Origin of the sequence: Agrococcus jejuensis (assembly GCF_900099705.1) — a bacterium.
Classification (GTDB): Bacteria; Actinomycetota; Actinomycetes; order Actinomycetales; family Microbacteriaceae; genus Agrococcus; species Agrococcus jejuensis.
In genome coordinates this window covers 1,041,687-1,055,670 of the sequence record NZ_LT629695.1, presented here as the reverse complement: position 1 = coordinate 1,055,670, position 13,984 = coordinate 1,041,687, and the positions used below count along the sequence as shown (strand labels likewise).

Here is a 13,984-nt window from a genome sequence, read left to right as displayed (position 1 = left end):
CGCCAGTGCCGCTCCCACCAGCTGGTCGAGGAGGCCGCAGCCGAAGGCTGCAGCCGTCACGAGACCACGTGCGGTGCTCGCTCGACGCGACCACGCGCGTGGCTGGGCAGGAGGTGCGGTCGCGTGGTCTCGTGACGCGTGCTCGCTGCGCTCGCGCGCTCCTCGACCAGCTGGTGGGGGAGCGAGCGCCCTAGGAGCGGTGGGAGGGCGAGCCCTACCCTTCCCGCTCCGCGAGCCCGGCGAGGGCCTCGAGCACGCACAGCGCCGCGAGGCGCACGGTGCGGCCGTCGGCGGCGTCGGCCGTCGCATCCACCTCCGTGAGGTCGATCGATCGCACGCGCGGGTCGCGCGCCAGGAACCGCACGAGCGAGCGCAGACGCCATGCCGAGATGCCGCCGGGCACCGATGCGGGGCAGCCGGGCGCGGCCGCGCGATCGACGACGTCGACGTCGACGTCGACGTGGATGGGCCCGCTCGCGCCGCCCGCGATCGTCAGGGCGCGCTGCACGACCGCGCCGACGGGCTCCTCCTCGACGGCAGCACGCGTCTCGACGGCGATGCCGAGGTCGGCGGCGCGCTGCGCGTAGGCGTGCGAGTTCGCGAAGTCCTGGATGCCCACCTGCACGATGCGCGAGCCCTCGAGCCCCGCCTCGACGAGACGCCGCACGGGGGAGCCGTTCGAGCGGCCGTCGCGCAGGTCATGGTGCGCGTCCAGGGTGATGAGGCCGGCGTCGGAGGGGCGCGAGCCCGCGCCGCTCCACGCGCCGAGGGCTGCGGGCACGGTGGCGGCGTTGTCGCCGCCGAGCACGATCGCGAGGCGCGAGCGGGCGACGGCGGTCGCGACGAGGTCGGCGGCGGCGGCCTCGTCGCCGTCGGGGTCGACCGCGTCGCCGGCGTCGGCGATGCGCAGCGCGTCGATGCCCGCGCCCGCGGCGTGGGCGGAGAACCTCGCGAGGGCCTCGCGGATCGCGAGGGGCGTCGCGTGCGCGCCCGTGGGGGAGATGCTCGTCGCGTGCGTGCCGATGCCCACGAGCACGGCGTCGACGGCCTCGACGCCGAGGTCGGGCCAGCCGCCGGCGCGCGACCACAGCGGGTCGACGTGCATGGCGTCGCGGCTGGCTCGTGCGGTCTCGCGTGCGTCGTCGCCCATGCGGCAACGGTACGCGCTCTCGCCAGCTGGTCGAGGCGCGGTCCTCGGAGCGAGGTCCCAGGGATCGAGTCCTCGGAGGGGACCTTTCGAGGCTCACTTCGTTCGCACCTCAAGGACCGGTCTTGGGGAGCGGTCGTCGTGCATGAAGAGGCGTCAAGTGCCCGCCCGCAGATCACCGAGGGCGCACTCGGCGCAGGGGCGACGGGGCGGTCCCCACCGGGCAGCAGCGACGGTGCTGCAGACGACGCCGGGGCTACCATCGGAGCCAGTGGCGGCGTCAGCCGGACACGCATATCGTCCGCCCGCTGACCCCCGTCGACGCACCCCTGTCGACCGAGGATCCACCGTGGCGGACGATGCGACACGCCCGGGTTGCACGCACTCCTCACTCCGTGCGAGAATCGTCAGGTTGCAGACGCCGCGGATCGCGGCTCACTGCTCGGCAGTGCACAGGACATCGAGCCTGGGCCGCGGGCAGATCGACATCACTTCGCCGAAGCTCAGCAGGCATGTCCTGCGGAGGATCGGCATGCCCCTGGCGGGCATTGACAGAAGAACATGGCGCACAGCAGTGCTCAAATGCGCAGTCGGTACCGGCTGCGCGTCGATGAGAGAAGGACAGCATGGCGGGACAGAAGATCCGCATCCGACTGAAGTCGTACGACCACGAGGTCATCGACTCGTCGGCGCGGAAGATCGTCGACACCGTGACCCGTGCGGGCGCGACGGTGGTGGGCCCCGTGCCGCTGCCGACCGAGAAGAACGTGGTCGCGGTCATCCGTTCGCCCCACAAGTACAAGGACAGCCGCGAGCACTTCGAGAAGCGCACGCACAAGCGCCTCATCGACATCGTCGACCCGACGCCGAAGGCCGTCGACTCGCTCATGCGCCTCGACCTGCCTGCCGACGTCAACATCGAGATCAAGCTCTAAGGAACCGCATGTCCACCCTCGCAACGACTCAGGGTCTGCTGGGCCGGAAGCTCGGCATGACGCAGGTGTGGGACGAGCAGAACAAGCTCATCCCCGTCACCGTCGTCGAGATCACGCCCAACGTGGTCACGCAGATCCGCACGCCCGAGATCGACGGCTACGACGCGATCCAGATCGCGTTCGGCTCCATCGACCCCCGCAAGGTGAACCAGCCCAAGGCCGGTCACTTCAAGGCTGCCGGCACGACGCCGCGTCGCCACCTCACCGAGGTCCGCACCGCCAACGCCTCCGAGTACGCGCTCGGCCAGGAGATCGCGGTCGACGTCTTCGCCGCCGGCCAGAAGGTCGACGTCGTCGGCACGTCCAAGGGCAAGGGCTTCGCCGGTGTCATGAAGCGCCACAACTTCGCGGGCGTCTCCGCGTCGCACGGTGCGCACCGCAACCACCGCAAGCCCGGCTCCATCGGTGCCTCGTCGACGCCCTCGCGCGTCTTCCGCGGCATGCGCATGGCCGGCCGCATGGGCGGCGACCGCGTCACCGTCCAGAACCTCACGATCCACGCCGTCGACGCCGAGAAGGGTCTGCTGCTCGTCAAGGGCGCCGTCCCCGGTGCTCGTGGCCGCATCGTGTTCGTCCGCAACGCCGTGAAGGGAGCCTGACCATGGCGAACAAGGTCGACGTCCTCGACGCCAAGGGTGCGAAGGCCGGCTCGCTCGAGCTGCCCGAGTCGCTCTTCGACGTCCAGACGAACGTGCCCCTGATCCACCAGGTCGTGGTCGCGCAGCTCGCTGCCGCACGTCAGGGCACGCACAAGACGAAGAACCGCGGCGAGGTCTCCGGCGCCGGTCGCAAGCCGTTCAAGCAGAAGGGCACCGGCCGTTCGCGCCAGGGCTCGATCCGCCAGCCCGAGCACCGTGGTGGTGGCGTCGTGCACGGCCCGACGCCCCGCGACTACTCGCAGCGCACCCCCAAGAAGATGATCGCCGCCGCGCTCCGCGGTGCGCTCTCCGACCGCGCCCGCGGTGGCCGTCTCCACGTCGTGGAGTCGTTCCTCGCCGATGGCGCCCCCTCGACGAAGACGGCCGTCGCGCTGCTCGCGTCGGTGGCGACGTCGAAGAACGTGCTCGTGGTGCTGCACCGCGACGAGGAGTCGTCGTGGCTGTCGGTGCGCAACCTGCACAACGTGCACGTGCTCACGTTCGACCAGCTCAACGCGTACGACGTGCTCGTGAGCGACGACATCGTGTTCTCGAAGGCCGCCTACCAGGGCTTCGTCGAGGCACGCACCGGCGAGACCGTCGAGGTCGAGGCCGCGAAGAAGGCCCCGAAGGCCAAGGCTGCGAAGGCCGACGCCGACGAGACCGTCGAGGCCGAGCCGGCGAAGAAGGCGCCGAAGGCGAAGGCGGCCAAGGCCGACGACGCTGCCGAGGCAGACAAGGAGCAGGACGCATGAGCATCCACAAGGACCCGCGCGACATCATCCTGCGCCCCATCGTCTCGGAGAAGAGCTACTCGCTCATCGACCGCGGCAGCTACACGTTCGAGGTCGACCCGCGCGCCTCGAAGACCGAGATCCGTCTCGCGATCGAGAAGATCTTCTCGGTCAAGGTCGACCGCGTGAACACGCTCAACCGTCAGGGCAAGACGCGCCGCACCAAGTTCGGTCTTGGCAAGCGCAAGGACACGAAGCGTGCCATCGTCACGCTCCGCTCCGGCTCGATCGACATCTTCACGGCTGTCGGCTGAGGACTAGAGGACTAGACACATGGCTATTCGCAAGTACAAGCCGACGACCCCGGGTCGTCGTGGCTCGTCGGTCGCCGACTTCGCGGAGATCACGCGCTCGACCCCCGAGAAGTCGCTGCTCCGCCCGCTGCCCAAGACCGGCGGTCGCAACAACACGGGTCGCATCACGACCCGCCACATCGGTGGTGGCCACAAGCGCCAGTACCGCGTGATCGACTTCCGCCGTCACGACAAGGACGGCGTCGACGCCCGGGTCGCGCACATCGAGTACGACCCGAACCGCACGGCGCGCATCGCGCTGCTGCACTTCGTGGACGGCACGAAGCGCTACATCATCGCTCCCAACAAGCTGTCGCAGGGCGACATCGTGGAGTCCGGTGCTGGCGCCGACATCAAGCCCGGTAACAACCTGCCGCTGCGCAACATCCCCACGGGTACCGTCGTGCACGCCATCGAGCTCCGTCCCGGCGGCGGCGCGAAGCTGGCTCGCTCGGCAGGCGCCTCGGTGCGTCTCGTCGCGAAGGACGGCCCCTACGCGCAGCTGCGTCTCCCCTCGGGCGAGATCCGCAACGTCGACGCGCGCTGCCGCGCGACGATCGGCGAGGTCGGCAACGCCGAGCAGTCGAACATCAACTGGGGCAAGGCCGGCCGCAGCCGCTGGAAGGGCGTCCGCCCGACCGTCCGCGGCGTCGCGATGAACCCGGTCGACCACCCGCACGGTGGTGGCGAGGGCAAGACGAGCGGTGGCCGTCACCCGGTGAGCCCCTGGGGCAAGCCGGAGGGCCGCACGCGTCGCCCCAACAAGGAGAGCGACAAGCTCATCGTCCGTCGCCGGTCCACGAACAAGAAGCGGAAGTAACCCAAGATGCCTCGCAGCCTCAAGAAGGGCCCGTTCGTCGACGACCACCTGTTCCAGAAGGTGGTCCGTCAGAACGAGGCCGGCAGCAAGAACGTCATCCGTACCTGGTCGCGCCGCTCGATGATCGTGCCCGCGATGCTCGGTCACACGATCGCCGTCCACGACGGTCGCAAGCACATCCCCGTGTTCGTCACGGAGTCGATGGTCGGTCACAAGCTCGGCGAGTTCGCGCCGACGCGTACCTTCCGCGGCCACGTGAAGGACGACAAGAAGGGCCGTCGCCGCTGACGCGGCGACGCTGACAGGAGGAAGAGATGATCGAGTCGATCGCTCGGGTGCGGCACATCCGCATCACCCCGCAGAAGGCCCGTCGCGTCGTGGCCCTCGTTCGCGGGAAGCAGGCCGAGGAGGCCATGGCCATCCTCAAGTTCGCGCCGCAGAGCGCCGCGGAGCCCGTGCGCAAGCTCGTGGCGTCCGCCGTCGCGAACGCGCGCGTGAAGGCTGACGCGCAGAACGAGTACCTCGACGAGCAGGACCTGTACGTGTCCCGCATCTTCGTCGACGAGGGCACCACGCTCAAGCGGTTCCGACCGCGTGCGCAGGGCCGTGCCTTCCGCATCAACAAGCGAACGAGCCACATCACCGTCGTGCTGGCCACGCCCGAGACGGAGGTCTAGGAAGCAATGGGACAGAAGGTCAACCCGTACGGGTTCCGCCTCGGCATCACCACCGACCACGTGTCGCGCTGGTTCGCCGACTCGTCGAAGCCCGGTCAGCGCTACGCCGACTACGTGGCGGAGGACGTCAAGATCCGCGAGATGCTCAAGAAGAGCCTCGACCGGGCCGGCGTCGCGCGCATCGAGATCGAGCGCACCCGCGACCGCGTCCGCGTGGACATCCACACGGCTCGCCCCGGCATCGTGATCGGCCGCCGCGGCGCGGAGGCCGAGCGCATCCGTGCCGAGCTCGAGAAGCTCACCGGCAAGCAGATCCAGCTGAACATCCTCGAGGTCAAGAACCCCGAGGCAGAGGCGCAGCTCGTCGCACAGGGCATCGCGGAGCAGCTCAGCGCTCGCGTCGCGTTCCGTCGTGCGATGCGCAAGGGTCTCCAGGGCGCGCAGCGCGCTGGTGCCAAGGGCGTCCGCATCCAGGTGTCGGGCCGCCTCGGCGGCGCCGAGATGAGCCGCTCCGAGTTCTACCGCGAGGGCCGCGTGCCCCTGCACACGCTCCGCGCCAACATCGACTACGGCTTCTACGAGGCTCGTACGACGTTCGGTCGCATCGGCGTGAAGGTGTGGATCTACAAGGGCGACATCACCAACCGCGAGCTCGCACGCGAGCAGGCGAACCAGAAGTCGTCGCGTCCCGAGCGTCGTGGCCCCCGCCGCGACTCGGGCAACGCCGGATCGGAGGGCTGATCATGCTGATCCCCCGTCGCGTCAAGCACCGCAAGCAGCACCACCCGAAGCGCTCGGGCCAGGCCACCGGCGGCACGAAGGTCAACTTCGGCGAGTTCGGCATCCAGGCCCTCACGCCCGCCTACGTGACCAACCGTCAGATCGAGTCCGCTCGTATCGCCATGACGCGTCACATCAAGCGTGGTGGCAAGGTGTGGATCAACATCTACCCCGACCGTCCGCTCACGAAGAAGCCTGCTGAGACCCGAATGGGCTCCGGCAAGGGTTCGCCGGAGTGGTGGGTCGCCAACGTGAAGCCGGGTCGCGTCCTCTTCGAGGTCGCCGGCGTCAACGAGGAGCTGGCTCGCGAGGCAATGACCCGCGCGATCCACAAGCTGCCGCTCAAGGCACGCATCATCACCCGCGAGGAGGCTGACGCATAATGGCGATCGGAACGAAGGAGCTCATGCCCGTCGAGCTCGCGACGTTCGACGACGAGCGTCTCGTCGTCGAGCTCAAGCGTGCCAAGGAGGAGCTGTTCAACCTGCGCTTCCAGGCAGCGACCGGCCAGCTCGAGAGCCACGGCCGCGTGCGTGCCGTGAAGCGCGACATCGCGCGCCTCTACACCGTGATCCGCGAGCGCGAGCTCGGGATCAGCGCCTCGCCGGCGCCGGTGGAGACGGCCGCGGACAAGAAGAAGTCCAAGAAGGCCACCGAGGCCGAGAAGGCTGAGGAGAGCTGATGGCCAAGCAGGCAGAGGCCGCTCCGGCGATCCAGCGCGGGTACCGCAAGACGCGTCAGGGTTTCGTCGTGAGCGACAAGATGGAGAAGACCATCGTCGTCGAGGTCGAGGACCGCGTGAAGCACCCGCTCTACGGCAAGGTCATCCGCACGTCGTCGAAGGTCAAGGCCCACGACGAGCAGAACACCGCCGGCATCGGCGACCGCGTCCTGATCGCGGAGACTCGCCCGACGAGCGCAACCAAGCGCTGGCGTCTGGTCGAGATCCTCGAGAAGGCCAAGTAGGCCAGGGGAGACAGAGATGCTGCAGCAGGAATCCCGCGTCAAGGTCGCCGACAACACCGGCGCCAAGGAGCTCCTGACCATCCGCGTGCTCGGTGGCTCCGGCCGCCGCTACGCAGGACTGGGCGACACGATCGTCGCCACGGTCAAGGACGCCATCCCGGGTGGCAACGTGAAGAAGGGCGATGTGGTCAAGGCCGTCATCGTCCGCACGGTGAAGGAGACGCGTCGTCCCGACGGCTCCTACATCAAGTTCGACGAGAACGCCGCCGTGATCCTGAAGAACGATGGTGACCCCCGTGGCACCCGCATCTTCGGTCCGGTCGGCCGTGAGCTGCGCGACAAGCGATTCATGAAGATCGTCTCGCTCGCGCCGGAGGTGCTGTGATGGCGAACATCAAGAAGGGCGACACCGTCCAGGTGATCGCCGGTGCTCGGGAGAGCCGCGGCGGAGACCGTGGCAAGACCGGTCGCGTGCTCGAGGTCCTCAACGACGGTCGTGTGATCGTCGAGGGCGTCAAGCTCGTGAAGAAGCACATCAAGGTCGGCCAGACGCAGCGCGGCACGAAGACGGGTGGCATCGAGACCCACGAGTCTCCGATCCACGTCTCGAACGTCGCGCTCATCGACCCGGAGACGAAGAAGCCGACGCGAGTCCGCTCCTCGATCACCAAGGTCGAGAAGGACGGCGTCCAGGTGACGACGAAGGTGCGTGTGAGCACGCGCTCGGGCAAGGAGATCAAGAGCAATGACTGACACGGCAGTGCGCCTGCCGCGCCTCAAGGCGCAGTACCGCGCGGAGATCGTGGACCAGCTGCGCTCGCAGTTCGAGTTCGCGAACGTCATGCAGGTCCCCGGCCTGGTGAAGATCGTCGTGAACACGGGCGTCGGCGACGCCGCCCGTGACTCGAAGGTCATCGACGGCGCCATCAAGGACCTGACGGCCATCACCGGCCAGAAGCCGATGGTGACGAAGGCACGCAAGTCGATCGCTCAGTTCAAGCTGCGCGAGGGCATGCCGATCGGCGCCCACGTGACGCTGCGCGGCGACCGCATGTGGGAGTTCCTCGACCGTCTGCTGACGCTCGCGCTGCCCCGCATCCGCGACTTCCGCGGCCTGAGCCCGAAGCAGTTCGACGGCAACGGCAACTACACCTTCGGTCTCCAGGAGCAGTCCGTGTTCCACGAGATCGACCAGGACCGCATCGACCGCGTCCGTGGCTTCGACATCACCGTCGTGACCACGGCCAAGAACGACGACGAGGGTCGCGCGCTGCTCAAGGCGCTCGGCTTCCCCTTCAAGTCGGAGTAGCACCCCTCGGCGCCGCCGGCGCCGAGGTCGTATCCAGGTCGCCGTCCGTGGAACGGGCGGGGAAACCAGAACAGTAGGAGATACCCATGACGATGACCGACCCGGTCGCCGACATGCTGACGAGGCTCCGGAACGCCAACACGGCGTTCCACGACGAGGTCTCGCTGCCGTCATCGAACATCAAGACCCACATCGCGGAGATCCTCCAGCGTGAGGGCTTCATCCAGGACTGGAAGGTCGAGGACGCCCGCGTGGGCAAGACCCTCACCATCGGCCTGAAGTACGGCCCCGAGCGTCAGCGCTCGATCGCCGGCATCAAGCGCGTGTCGAAGCCCGGCCTGCGCGTGTACGCGAAGTCGACCGAGATCCCCCAGGTCCTCGGCGGCCTCGGCGTGGCCATCCTCTCGACGAGCTCGGGCCTGCTCACCGACCGTGAGGCTCAGCAGAAGGGCGTGGGTGGGGAAGTCCTCGCCTACGTGTGGTGATCTGACATGTCACGAATCGGACGTCTTCCCATCGAGATCCCCGCGGGTGTCGAGATCACGGTCGACGGCGCTGCCGTCACCGTCAAGGGCCCCAAGGGCGAGCTGAACCTCACCGTCGCGAAGCCGATCGAGGTCGAGATCGCCGACGGCCAGGTGCAGGTCACGCGCCCCGACGACGAGCGCGAGTCGCGTTCGCTCCACGGCCTGACGCGCACCCTCATCGCGAACGACATCATCGGCGTCACCGCCGGCTACTCGAAGTCCCTCGAGGTCGTCGGCACGGGCTACCGCGTCGCGTCGAAGGGCTCGGGCATCGAGTTCGCGCTCGGCTACTCGCACCCGATCGCCGTCGAGCCCCCCGCGGGCATCACGTTCACGGTCGAGGGCAACAACAAGGTCACCGTCAGCGGCATCTCGAAGCAGGCCGTCGGCGAGACCGCCGCCAACCTCCGCAAGCTCCGCAAGCCCGAGCCGTACAAGGGCAAGGGCGTCCGCTACGCGGGCGAGCAGATCCGCCGCAAGGCCGGAAAGTCAGGTAAGTGATGGGTATCGGAACCCGAGGCACCAGCAAGTCCGCTGCCCGCGGCCGCCGTCACGCGCGGCTGCGCAAGAAGATCGTCGGCACGGCTGCCACGCCGCGCCTGGTCGTCACCCGTTCGGCACGACACCTGTTCGTGCAGATCGTCGACGACGCGCAGGGCCACACGCTGGCCTACGCATCCACGATGGAGGCCGACCTCCGCGCCGTGACCGGCGACAAGTCGGAGAAGGCCAAGAAGGTCGGCGAGCTCGTCGGCTCGCGTGCCAAGGCAGCGGGCGTCGAGAAGGTCGTGTTCGACCGTGGCGGCAACCGCTACGCCGGACGCGTCGCCGCAGTGGCGGACGGTGCACGAGAGGCAGGTCTGGAGCTGTGAGCGAAGAGACGAAGGAGACGCAGGTGAGCGACACGAACGCCACCGCAGCGGAGACGGTGCAGGGCACCGACACCCGCAGCGAGCCCCGTGAGCAGCGTCGCGGCAGCCGCGACCGCGGCACCCGCGGCGAGCGCGGCCAGCGCGATCGCGGCAACGACAGCCAGTTCCTCGAGCGCGTCGTCACGATCAACCGCGTGTCGAAGGTCGTGAAGGGTGGTCGTCGCTTCAGCTTCACCGCCCTCGTGGTCGTCGGCGACGGCAACGGCATGGTCGGCGTCGGCTACGGCAAGGCGCGCGAGGTCCCCACGGCGATCTCGAAGGGCGTCGAGGAGGCGAAGAAGAACTTCTTCCGCGTCCCGCGCGTCGGCGCATCGATCCCGCACCCCGTGCAGGGCGAGGCAGCAGCAGGCGTCGTCCTGCTCCGTCCCGCCTCGGCAGGTACCGGTGTCATCGCGGGCGGCCCCGTGCGTGCCGTCCTCGAGTGCGCCGGCATCCACGACGTCCTGTCGAAGTCGCTCGGCTCGTCGAACACGATCAACATCGTGCACGCGACCGTCGCGGCCCTCCAGCAGCTCGAGGAGCCGGCAGCAGTCGCGGCTCGTCGTGGCCTGGACCTCGACCACGTCGTGCCCGCACGTCTGCGTCGCGCCGAGTCCGAGGCGAAGCAGCACGCTGCAGAGATCGCGGAGGCCAAGGCATGAGCAAGCTGAAGGTCACCCAGGTCAAGTCCAAGATCAGCGAGAAGCCGAACCAGCGCGAGACGCTCCGGTCGCTCGGTCTCAAGCGCATCGGCCACACGGTCGTGCGTGAGAACGACGCCCAGAACCGCGGCTACGTGAACGTGGTCCGTCACCTCGTGCACGTCGAGGAGGTCGACGAATGAGCGACAAGAACAAGGACGGCGAGCAGCTGCCCGCACTGAAGGTCCACCACCTTCGTCCCGCGCCCGGTGCCAAGAAGGACCGCCAGCGCGTGGGCCGTGGTGAGGGCTCGAAGGGCAAGACGGCTGGCCGCGGCACCAAGGGCACGAAGGCGCGCAACACCGTGCGCCTCGGCTTCGAGGGTGGCCAGCTCAACTCGGTGATGCGCGCCCCCAAGCTGCGCGGCTTCAAGAACCCGTTCCGCACGGAGTACCAGGTCGTCAACGTCGGCCAGCTCCAGGACCTCTTCCCCGAGGGTGGCGACGTGACCGTCGCAGCGCTCGTGGCGAAGGGTGCCGTGCGCAAGAACGAGCTCGTGAAGGTGCTCGGCGACGGCGAGCTGACGGCTACGCTGAACGTGACGGTCGACAAGGTGTCGGCTGCTGCGGAGCAGAAGATCGTCGCCGCCGGCGGCTCCATCCAGTAAGCAAGCTCGGATGGGGTGGCCCGTGCGGCCACCCCATCCTTCTTCTGCGTCCACCGGAAGGCTCACGTGTTCAAGGCAATCGGCAGGATCTTCAAGACTCGCGACCTGCGACGGAAGATCCTCTTCACCCTCGCCATCGTGGCGGCGTTCCGACTGGGCTCGTTCATCCCGGCCCCGTTCGTGGACTACGGCAACGTGCAGGCGTGCCTCGACACGGCTGCGACCGACACGTCGGGCCTCTACCAGCTCGTCAACCTGTTCTCGGGTGGCGCGCTGCTCCAGCTGAGCGTCTTCGCGCTCGGCATCATGCCGTACATCACGGCATCGATCATCGTGCAGCTGCTGCGCGTGGTCATCCCTCGCTTCGAGGCTCTCTACAAGGAGGGCCAGTCGGGTCAGTCGAAGCTCACGCAGTACACGCGCTACCTGACCATCGGTCTCGGCGTGCTGCAGTCGACGACCCTCATCGCCGTCGTGCGCTCCGGCCAGCTGTTCTCCGCCGGCGGCGTCGTGCCGACCGGCCCCTGCGCCGACCTCCTCACGAACGAGGCATGGTGGGCGATCGTGCTGATGATCGTCGCGATGACGGCCGGCACCGGCGTCATCATGTGGATGGGCGAGCTCATCACCGAGCGCGGCATCGGCAACGGCATGTCGCTGCTCATCTTCACGTCGATCTCGGCGACCTTCCCGAGCGCGCTGCTGCTCATCGGCGACACGAACGGCATCGAGATGCTCGTGGCCGTGCTCGCGATCGGCATCGTCATCATGGGCGCCGTCGTCTTCGTCGAGCAGTCGCAGCGCCGCATCCCCGTGCAGTACGCCAAGCGCATGGTGGGTCGCCGCATGTACGGCGGCAAGTCGACGTACATCCCGATCAAGGTGAACATGGCCGGCGTCGTGCCCGTCATCTTCGCGTCGTCGCTGCTGTACTTCCCGGCGCTCATCGCGTCGTTCAACTCCCCGGCGTCCGGCGAGCAGCCGGCCGAGTGGGTGCAGTGGATCAACGACAACCTGACGACGGGCGACCACCCGCTGTACATGGTGCTGTACTTCCTGCTCATCATCGGCTTCACGTACTTCTACGTCGCGATCACGTTCAACCCCGACGACGTCGCCGAGAACATGAAGAAGTACGGCGGCTTCATCCCCGGCATCCGCGCGGGTCGTCCGACGGCCGAGTACCTGGACTACGTGCTGACGCGCGTGACGTTCCCGGGCTCGATCTACCTGGGCGTCGTCGCCCTCATCCCGCTCATCGCACTCGCGACGGTCGGCGCGAACCAGAACTTCCCGTTCGGTGGCGCATCGATCCTCATCATCGTGGGCGTCGGTCTCGAGACCGTCCGTCAGATCGACGCGCAGCTGCAGCAGCGCCACTACGAGGGACTGATCCGCACGTGACCCAGCTGCTCATCGTCGGCCCTCCCGGAGCCGGCAAGGGGACGCAGGCGTCCCGCATCGCGCAGACGTTCGGCATCCCGACGATCTCGACGGGCGACATCTTCCGCTCCAACATCAAGGAGCAGACGGAGCTCGGCAAGCAGGTCACCGCGATCCTCGACGCCGGCGACTACGTGCCCGACTCGCTGACCAACGACCTCGTCGAGGATCGTCTGGCGCAGGCGGACGCGCAGGAGGGCTACCTGCTCGACGGGTACCCGCGCACCGAGGGCCAGGTCGAGTTCCTCGACGCCGTCAACGAGCGTCGGGGCCGCGGCCTCGACGCCGTCGTGCGGCTCGTCGCCGACCACGACGAGGTCATCCGCCGCCTGCAGCTGCGTGCGGCGGAGCAGGGCCGCAGCGACGACACCGACGAGGCCATGCGGCACCGGCTCGAGGTCTACGAGCGCGAGACCGAGCCGATCCTCGCCGCCTACGCGGCGCGCGGCGTCGTCGTCGAGATCGACGGCCTCGGCGACATCGACGAGGTCACCGAGCGCATCCTCTCGGCGCTGAGCGTCCGCGGCGTCGCCGCGGGCTGAGTCCCGTGATGCGCCGGATCTACAAGTCCCGGTCGCAGCTGGCCGCCATGCGCGCGCCCGGGCTGCTGACGGGGCAGGCCCTCGAGGCCGTGCGCGCGGCGATCCGTCCCGGCGTCACGACGCTCGAGCTCGACGCGATCGCCGAGGACGTCGTGCGCTCGGGCGGCGGCATCCCGAACTTCCAGCTCGAGCCCGGCTACCACCACACGATCTGCGCGAACGTCAACGACGTCGTGGTGCACGGCATCCCCGACGAGCGGCCCATCGAGGCCGGCGACCTCGTCACGATCGACTGCGGCGCCATGGTCGACGGCTGGAACGGCGACGCGGCGTTCTCGGTCGTCGTGCCCGGTGGCTCCGGCGAGCTCGTGGGCGTGCGCGAGCGCCTGTCGCAGGCGACGCACGACGGGCTGTGGGCCGGCATCGCCGCGCTCGCGTCGGCGCGGATGCTCGGCGAGGTCGGCGCGGCGGTCGAGGACGCGGTCGAGGCCGCGGGCGACTACCAGATCAGCGATGACTGGATCGGCCACGGCATCGGCAAGGCCATGCACGAGGAGCCCCCGGTCTTCAACTACCGCACGCGCGTGCTCGGCCCCGCGGTGAAGCCCGGCCTGTGCGTCGCGATCGAGCCGATCGTCATCGCAGGCGACCAGGCGACGCGCATCCTCGACGACGGCTGGTCGGTCGTCACGGTCGACGGCAGCCAGGCGTGCCAGTGGGAGCACTCGGTCGCGGTGCACGCCGACGGCATCTGGGTGCTCACGGCGCTCGACGGCGGGGCAGCGGGCCTCGCGCCGTTCGGCATCGAGCCGCGCCCCATCCGCGACCGCTGAG

24 protein-coding genes are annotated in these 13,984 nt (G+C 68.7%); 23 read left to right on the top strand and 1 reads right to left on the bottom strand.

Features of this window, described 5'->3' with window-relative positions:
* Positions 1 to 214 precede the first annotated feature (214 nt).
* Positions 215 to 1,150: an arginase family protein gene (locus tag BLQ67_RS05040; protein WP_231945170.1), complete on the bottom strand. Its 936-nt coding sequence runs from the start codon at positions 1,148 to 1,150 to the stop codon at positions 215 to 217.
* Between the two features lie 623 nt (positions 1,151 to 1,773).
* Here BLQ67_RS05040 and rpsJ point away from each other — a divergent pair.
* The 23 genes from rpsJ (at position 1,774) to map (ending at position 13,983) form a co-directional block, all read left to right on the top strand.
* Positions 1,774 to 2,082, top strand: a complete 309-nt coding sequence (rpsJ, locus tag BLQ67_RS05035) for a 30S ribosomal protein S10 (RefSeq protein WP_092503033.1) — start codon at positions 1,774 to 1,776, stop codon at positions 2,080 to 2,082.
* 8 nt (positions 2,083 to 2,090) lie between these two features.
* Positions 2,091 to 2,741, top strand: a complete 651-nt coding sequence (gene rplC / locus BLQ67_RS05030) for a 50S ribosomal protein L3 (protein ID WP_092503031.1) — start codon at positions 2,091 to 2,093, stop codon at positions 2,739 to 2,741.
* 2 nt (positions 2,742 to 2,743) lie between these two features.
* The gene (gene rplD / locus BLQ67_RS05025) at positions 2,744 to 3,535 is read left to right on the top strand and encodes a 50S ribosomal protein L4 (RefSeq protein WP_092503029.1); all 792 of its coding nucleotides are present in this window, start codon (positions 2,744 to 2,746) and stop codon (positions 3,533 to 3,535) included.
* Positions 3,532 to 3,828: a 50S ribosomal protein L23 gene (rplW, locus tag BLQ67_RS05020; protein ID WP_092503027.1), complete on the top strand. Its 297-nt coding sequence runs from the start codon at positions 3,532 to 3,534 to the stop codon at positions 3,826 to 3,828. Before rplD ends, rplW begins: the two co-directional genes overlap by 4 nt.
* A 19-nt stretch (positions 3,829 to 3,847) precedes the next feature.
* Complete coding sequence (gene rplB, locus BLQ67_RS05015) at positions 3,848 to 4,687, top strand: 50S ribosomal protein L2 (RefSeq protein WP_092503025.1); 840 nt, start codon at positions 3,848 to 3,850, stop codon at positions 4,685 to 4,687.
* 6 nt (positions 4,688 to 4,693) lie between these two features.
* Positions 4,694 to 4,975: a 30S ribosomal protein S19 gene (gene rpsS, locus BLQ67_RS05010; RefSeq protein ID WP_092503023.1), complete on the top strand. Its 282-nt coding sequence runs from the start codon at positions 4,694 to 4,696 to the stop codon at positions 4,973 to 4,975.
* A 26-nt stretch (positions 4,976 to 5,001) separates the two neighbouring features.
* A complete protein-coding gene (gene rplV / locus BLQ67_RS05005; protein ID WP_092503021.1) occupies positions 5,002 to 5,364 on the top strand; it encodes a 50S ribosomal protein L22 in 363 nt (120 codons plus the stop codon).
* Positions 5,365 to 5,370: 6 nt separating this feature from the next.
* Positions 5,371 to 6,105: a 30S ribosomal protein S3 gene (rpsC, locus tag BLQ67_RS05000; RefSeq protein WP_092503019.1), complete on the top strand. Its 735-nt coding sequence runs from the start codon at positions 5,371 to 5,373 to the stop codon at positions 6,103 to 6,105.
* A 2-nt stretch (positions 6,106 to 6,107) separates the two neighbouring features.
* Positions 6,108 to 6,527 (top strand): 50S ribosomal protein L16, encoded by a 420-nt coding sequence (rplP, locus tag BLQ67_RS04995; protein WP_092503017.1) that lies wholly within the window; start codon positions 6,108 to 6,110, stop codon positions 6,525 to 6,527.
* On the top strand, positions 6,527 to 6,826 hold the full coding sequence (rpmC, locus tag BLQ67_RS04990) for a 50S ribosomal protein L29 (RefSeq protein WP_092503015.1): 300 nt from the start codon (positions 6,527 to 6,529) through the stop codon (positions 6,824 to 6,826). The genes rplP and rpmC overlap by 1 nt, the downstream gene beginning before the upstream one ends.
* Positions 6,826 to 7,110, top strand: a complete 285-nt coding sequence (rpsQ, locus tag BLQ67_RS04985) for a 30S ribosomal protein S17 (RefSeq protein ID WP_092503013.1) — start codon at positions 6,826 to 6,828, stop codon at positions 7,108 to 7,110. Before rpmC ends, rpsQ begins: the two co-directional genes overlap by 1 nt.
* 16 nt (positions 7,111 to 7,126) lie before the next feature.
* Positions 7,127 to 7,495, top strand: a complete 369-nt coding sequence (gene rplN, locus BLQ67_RS04980) for a 50S ribosomal protein L14 (protein ID WP_092503011.1) — start codon at positions 7,127 to 7,129, stop codon at positions 7,493 to 7,495.
* Entirely contained in the window at positions 7,495 to 7,863 is a 369-nt protein-coding gene (gene rplX, locus BLQ67_RS04975) for a 50S ribosomal protein L24 (RefSeq protein ID WP_092503009.1), read from the top strand. The genes rplN and rplX overlap by 1 nt, the downstream gene beginning before the upstream one ends.
* Positions 7,856 to 8,419, top strand: coding sequence for a 50S ribosomal protein L5 (gene rplE / locus BLQ67_RS04970; RefSeq protein WP_092503007.1), 564 nt, complete (start codon positions 7,856 to 7,858; stop codon positions 8,417 to 8,419). Before rplX ends, rplE begins: the two co-directional genes overlap by 8 nt.
* A gap of 86 nt (positions 8,420 to 8,505) precedes the next feature.
* Positions 8,506 to 8,904, top strand: a complete 399-nt coding sequence (gene rpsH, locus BLQ67_RS04965; protein WP_092503005.1) for a 30S ribosomal protein S8 — start codon at positions 8,506 to 8,508, stop codon at positions 8,902 to 8,904.
* Between the two features lie 6 nt (positions 8,905 to 8,910).
* Positions 8,911 to 9,447 carry a 50S ribosomal protein L6 gene (rplF, locus tag BLQ67_RS04960; RefSeq protein WP_092503004.1) on the top strand — a complete coding sequence of 179 codons (537 nt, stop codon included), beginning with the start codon at positions 8,911 to 8,913 and terminating at the stop codon, positions 9,445 to 9,447.
* Positions 9,447 to 9,818 (top strand): 50S ribosomal protein L18, encoded by a 372-nt coding sequence (gene rplR / locus BLQ67_RS04955; protein WP_092503002.1) that lies wholly within the window; start codon positions 9,447 to 9,449, stop codon positions 9,816 to 9,818. The genes rplF and rplR overlap by 1 nt, the downstream gene beginning before the upstream one ends.
* 23 nt (positions 9,819 to 9,841) lie before the next feature.
* Positions 9,842 to 10,519: a 30S ribosomal protein S5 gene (gene rpsE / locus BLQ67_RS04950; protein ID WP_172802252.1), complete on the top strand. Its 678-nt coding sequence runs from the start codon at positions 9,842 to 9,844 to the stop codon at positions 10,517 to 10,519.
* Positions 10,516 to 10,701, top strand: a complete 186-nt coding sequence (gene rpmD, locus BLQ67_RS04945; RefSeq protein ID WP_092502998.1) for a 50S ribosomal protein L30 — start codon at positions 10,516 to 10,518, stop codon at positions 10,699 to 10,701. Before rpsE ends, rpmD begins: the two co-directional genes overlap by 4 nt.
* Complete coding sequence (gene rplO / locus BLQ67_RS04940) at positions 10,698 to 11,165, top strand: 50S ribosomal protein L15 (RefSeq protein ID WP_092502996.1); 468 nt, start codon at positions 10,698 to 10,700, stop codon at positions 11,163 to 11,165. The genes rpmD and rplO overlap by 4 nt, the downstream gene beginning before the upstream one ends.
* A 66-nt stretch (positions 11,166 to 11,231) precedes the next feature.
* Positions 11,232 to 12,569 carry a preprotein translocase subunit SecY gene (gene secY, locus BLQ67_RS04935; RefSeq protein ID WP_092502994.1) on the top strand — a complete coding sequence of 446 codons (1,338 nt, stop codon included), beginning with the start codon at positions 11,232 to 11,234 and terminating at the stop codon, positions 12,567 to 12,569.
* On the top strand, positions 12,566 to 13,150 hold the full coding sequence (locus BLQ67_RS04930; RefSeq protein ID WP_172802251.1) for an adenylate kinase: 585 nt from the start codon (positions 12,566 to 12,568) through the stop codon (positions 13,148 to 13,150). The genes secY and BLQ67_RS04930 overlap by 4 nt, the downstream gene beginning before the upstream one ends.
* A gap of 8 nt (positions 13,151 to 13,158) precedes the next feature.
* On the top strand, positions 13,159 to 13,983 hold the full coding sequence (gene map / locus BLQ67_RS04925) for a type I methionyl aminopeptidase (RefSeq protein WP_092502992.1): 825 nt from the start codon (positions 13,159 to 13,161) through the stop codon (positions 13,981 to 13,983).
* Position 13,984: the final 1 nt, after the last annotated feature.

Excerpts from the sequence above, each read along its gene's own strand:
- BLQ67_RS05040 (WP_231945170.1), bottom strand. The coding sequence starts at position 1,150 with ATGGGCGACGACGCACGCGAGACCGCACGAGCCAGCCGCGACGCCATG.
- rpsJ (WP_092503033.1), top strand. The coding sequence starts at position 1,774 with ATGGCGGGACAGAAGATCCGCATCCGACTGAAGTCGTACGACCACGAG.
- rplC (WP_092503031.1), top strand. The coding sequence starts at position 2,091 with ATGTCCACCCTCGCAACGACTCAGGGTCTGCTGGGCCGGAAGCTCGGC.
- rplD (WP_092503029.1), top strand. The coding sequence starts at position 2,744 with ATGGCGAACAAGGTCGACGTCCTCGACGCCAAGGGTGCGAAGGCCGGC.
- rplW (WP_092503027.1), top strand. The coding sequence starts at position 3,532 with ATGAGCATCCACAAGGACCCGCGCGACATCATCCTGCGCCCCATCGTC.
- rplB (WP_092503025.1), top strand. The coding sequence starts at position 3,848 with ATGGCTATTCGCAAGTACAAGCCGACGACCCCGGGTCGTCGTGGCTCG.
- rpsS (WP_092503023.1), top strand. The coding sequence starts at position 4,694 with ATGCCTCGCAGCCTCAAGAAGGGCCCGTTCGTCGACGACCACCTGTTC.
- rplV (WP_092503021.1), top strand. The coding sequence starts at position 5,002 with ATGATCGAGTCGATCGCTCGGGTGCGGCACATCCGCATCACCCCGCAG.
- rpsC (WP_092503019.1), top strand. The coding sequence starts at position 5,371 with ATGGGACAGAAGGTCAACCCGTACGGGTTCCGCCTCGGCATCACCACC.
- rplP (WP_092503017.1), top strand. The coding sequence starts at position 6,108 with ATGCTGATCCCCCGTCGCGTCAAGCACCGCAAGCAGCACCACCCGAAG.
- rpmC (WP_092503015.1), top strand. The coding sequence starts at position 6,527 with ATGGCGATCGGAACGAAGGAGCTCATGCCCGTCGAGCTCGCGACGTTC.
- rpsQ (WP_092503013.1), top strand. The coding sequence starts at position 6,826 with ATGGCCAAGCAGGCAGAGGCCGCTCCGGCGATCCAGCGCGGGTACCGC.
- rplN (WP_092503011.1), top strand. The coding sequence starts at position 7,127 with ATGCTGCAGCAGGAATCCCGCGTCAAGGTCGCCGACAACACCGGCGCC.
- rplX (WP_092503009.1), top strand. The coding sequence starts at position 7,495 with ATGGCGAACATCAAGAAGGGCGACACCGTCCAGGTGATCGCCGGTGCT.
- rplE (WP_092503007.1), top strand. The coding sequence starts at position 7,856 with ATGACTGACACGGCAGTGCGCCTGCCGCGCCTCAAGGCGCAGTACCGC.
- rpsH (WP_092503005.1), top strand. The coding sequence starts at position 8,506 with ATGACGATGACCGACCCGGTCGCCGACATGCTGACGAGGCTCCGGAAC.
- rplF (WP_092503004.1), top strand. The coding sequence starts at position 8,911 with ATGTCACGAATCGGACGTCTTCCCATCGAGATCCCCGCGGGTGTCGAG.
- rplR (WP_092503002.1), top strand. The coding sequence starts at position 9,447 with ATGGGTATCGGAACCCGAGGCACCAGCAAGTCCGCTGCCCGCGGCCGC.
- rpmD (WP_092502998.1), top strand. The coding sequence starts at position 10,516 with ATGAGCAAGCTGAAGGTCACCCAGGTCAAGTCCAAGATCAGCGAGAAG.
- rplO (WP_092502996.1), top strand. The coding sequence starts at position 10,698 with ATGAGCGACAAGAACAAGGACGGCGAGCAGCTGCCCGCACTGAAGGTC.
- map (WP_092502992.1), top strand. The coding sequence starts at position 13,159 with ATGCGCCGGATCTACAAGTCCCGGTCGCAGCTGGCCGCCATGCGCGCG.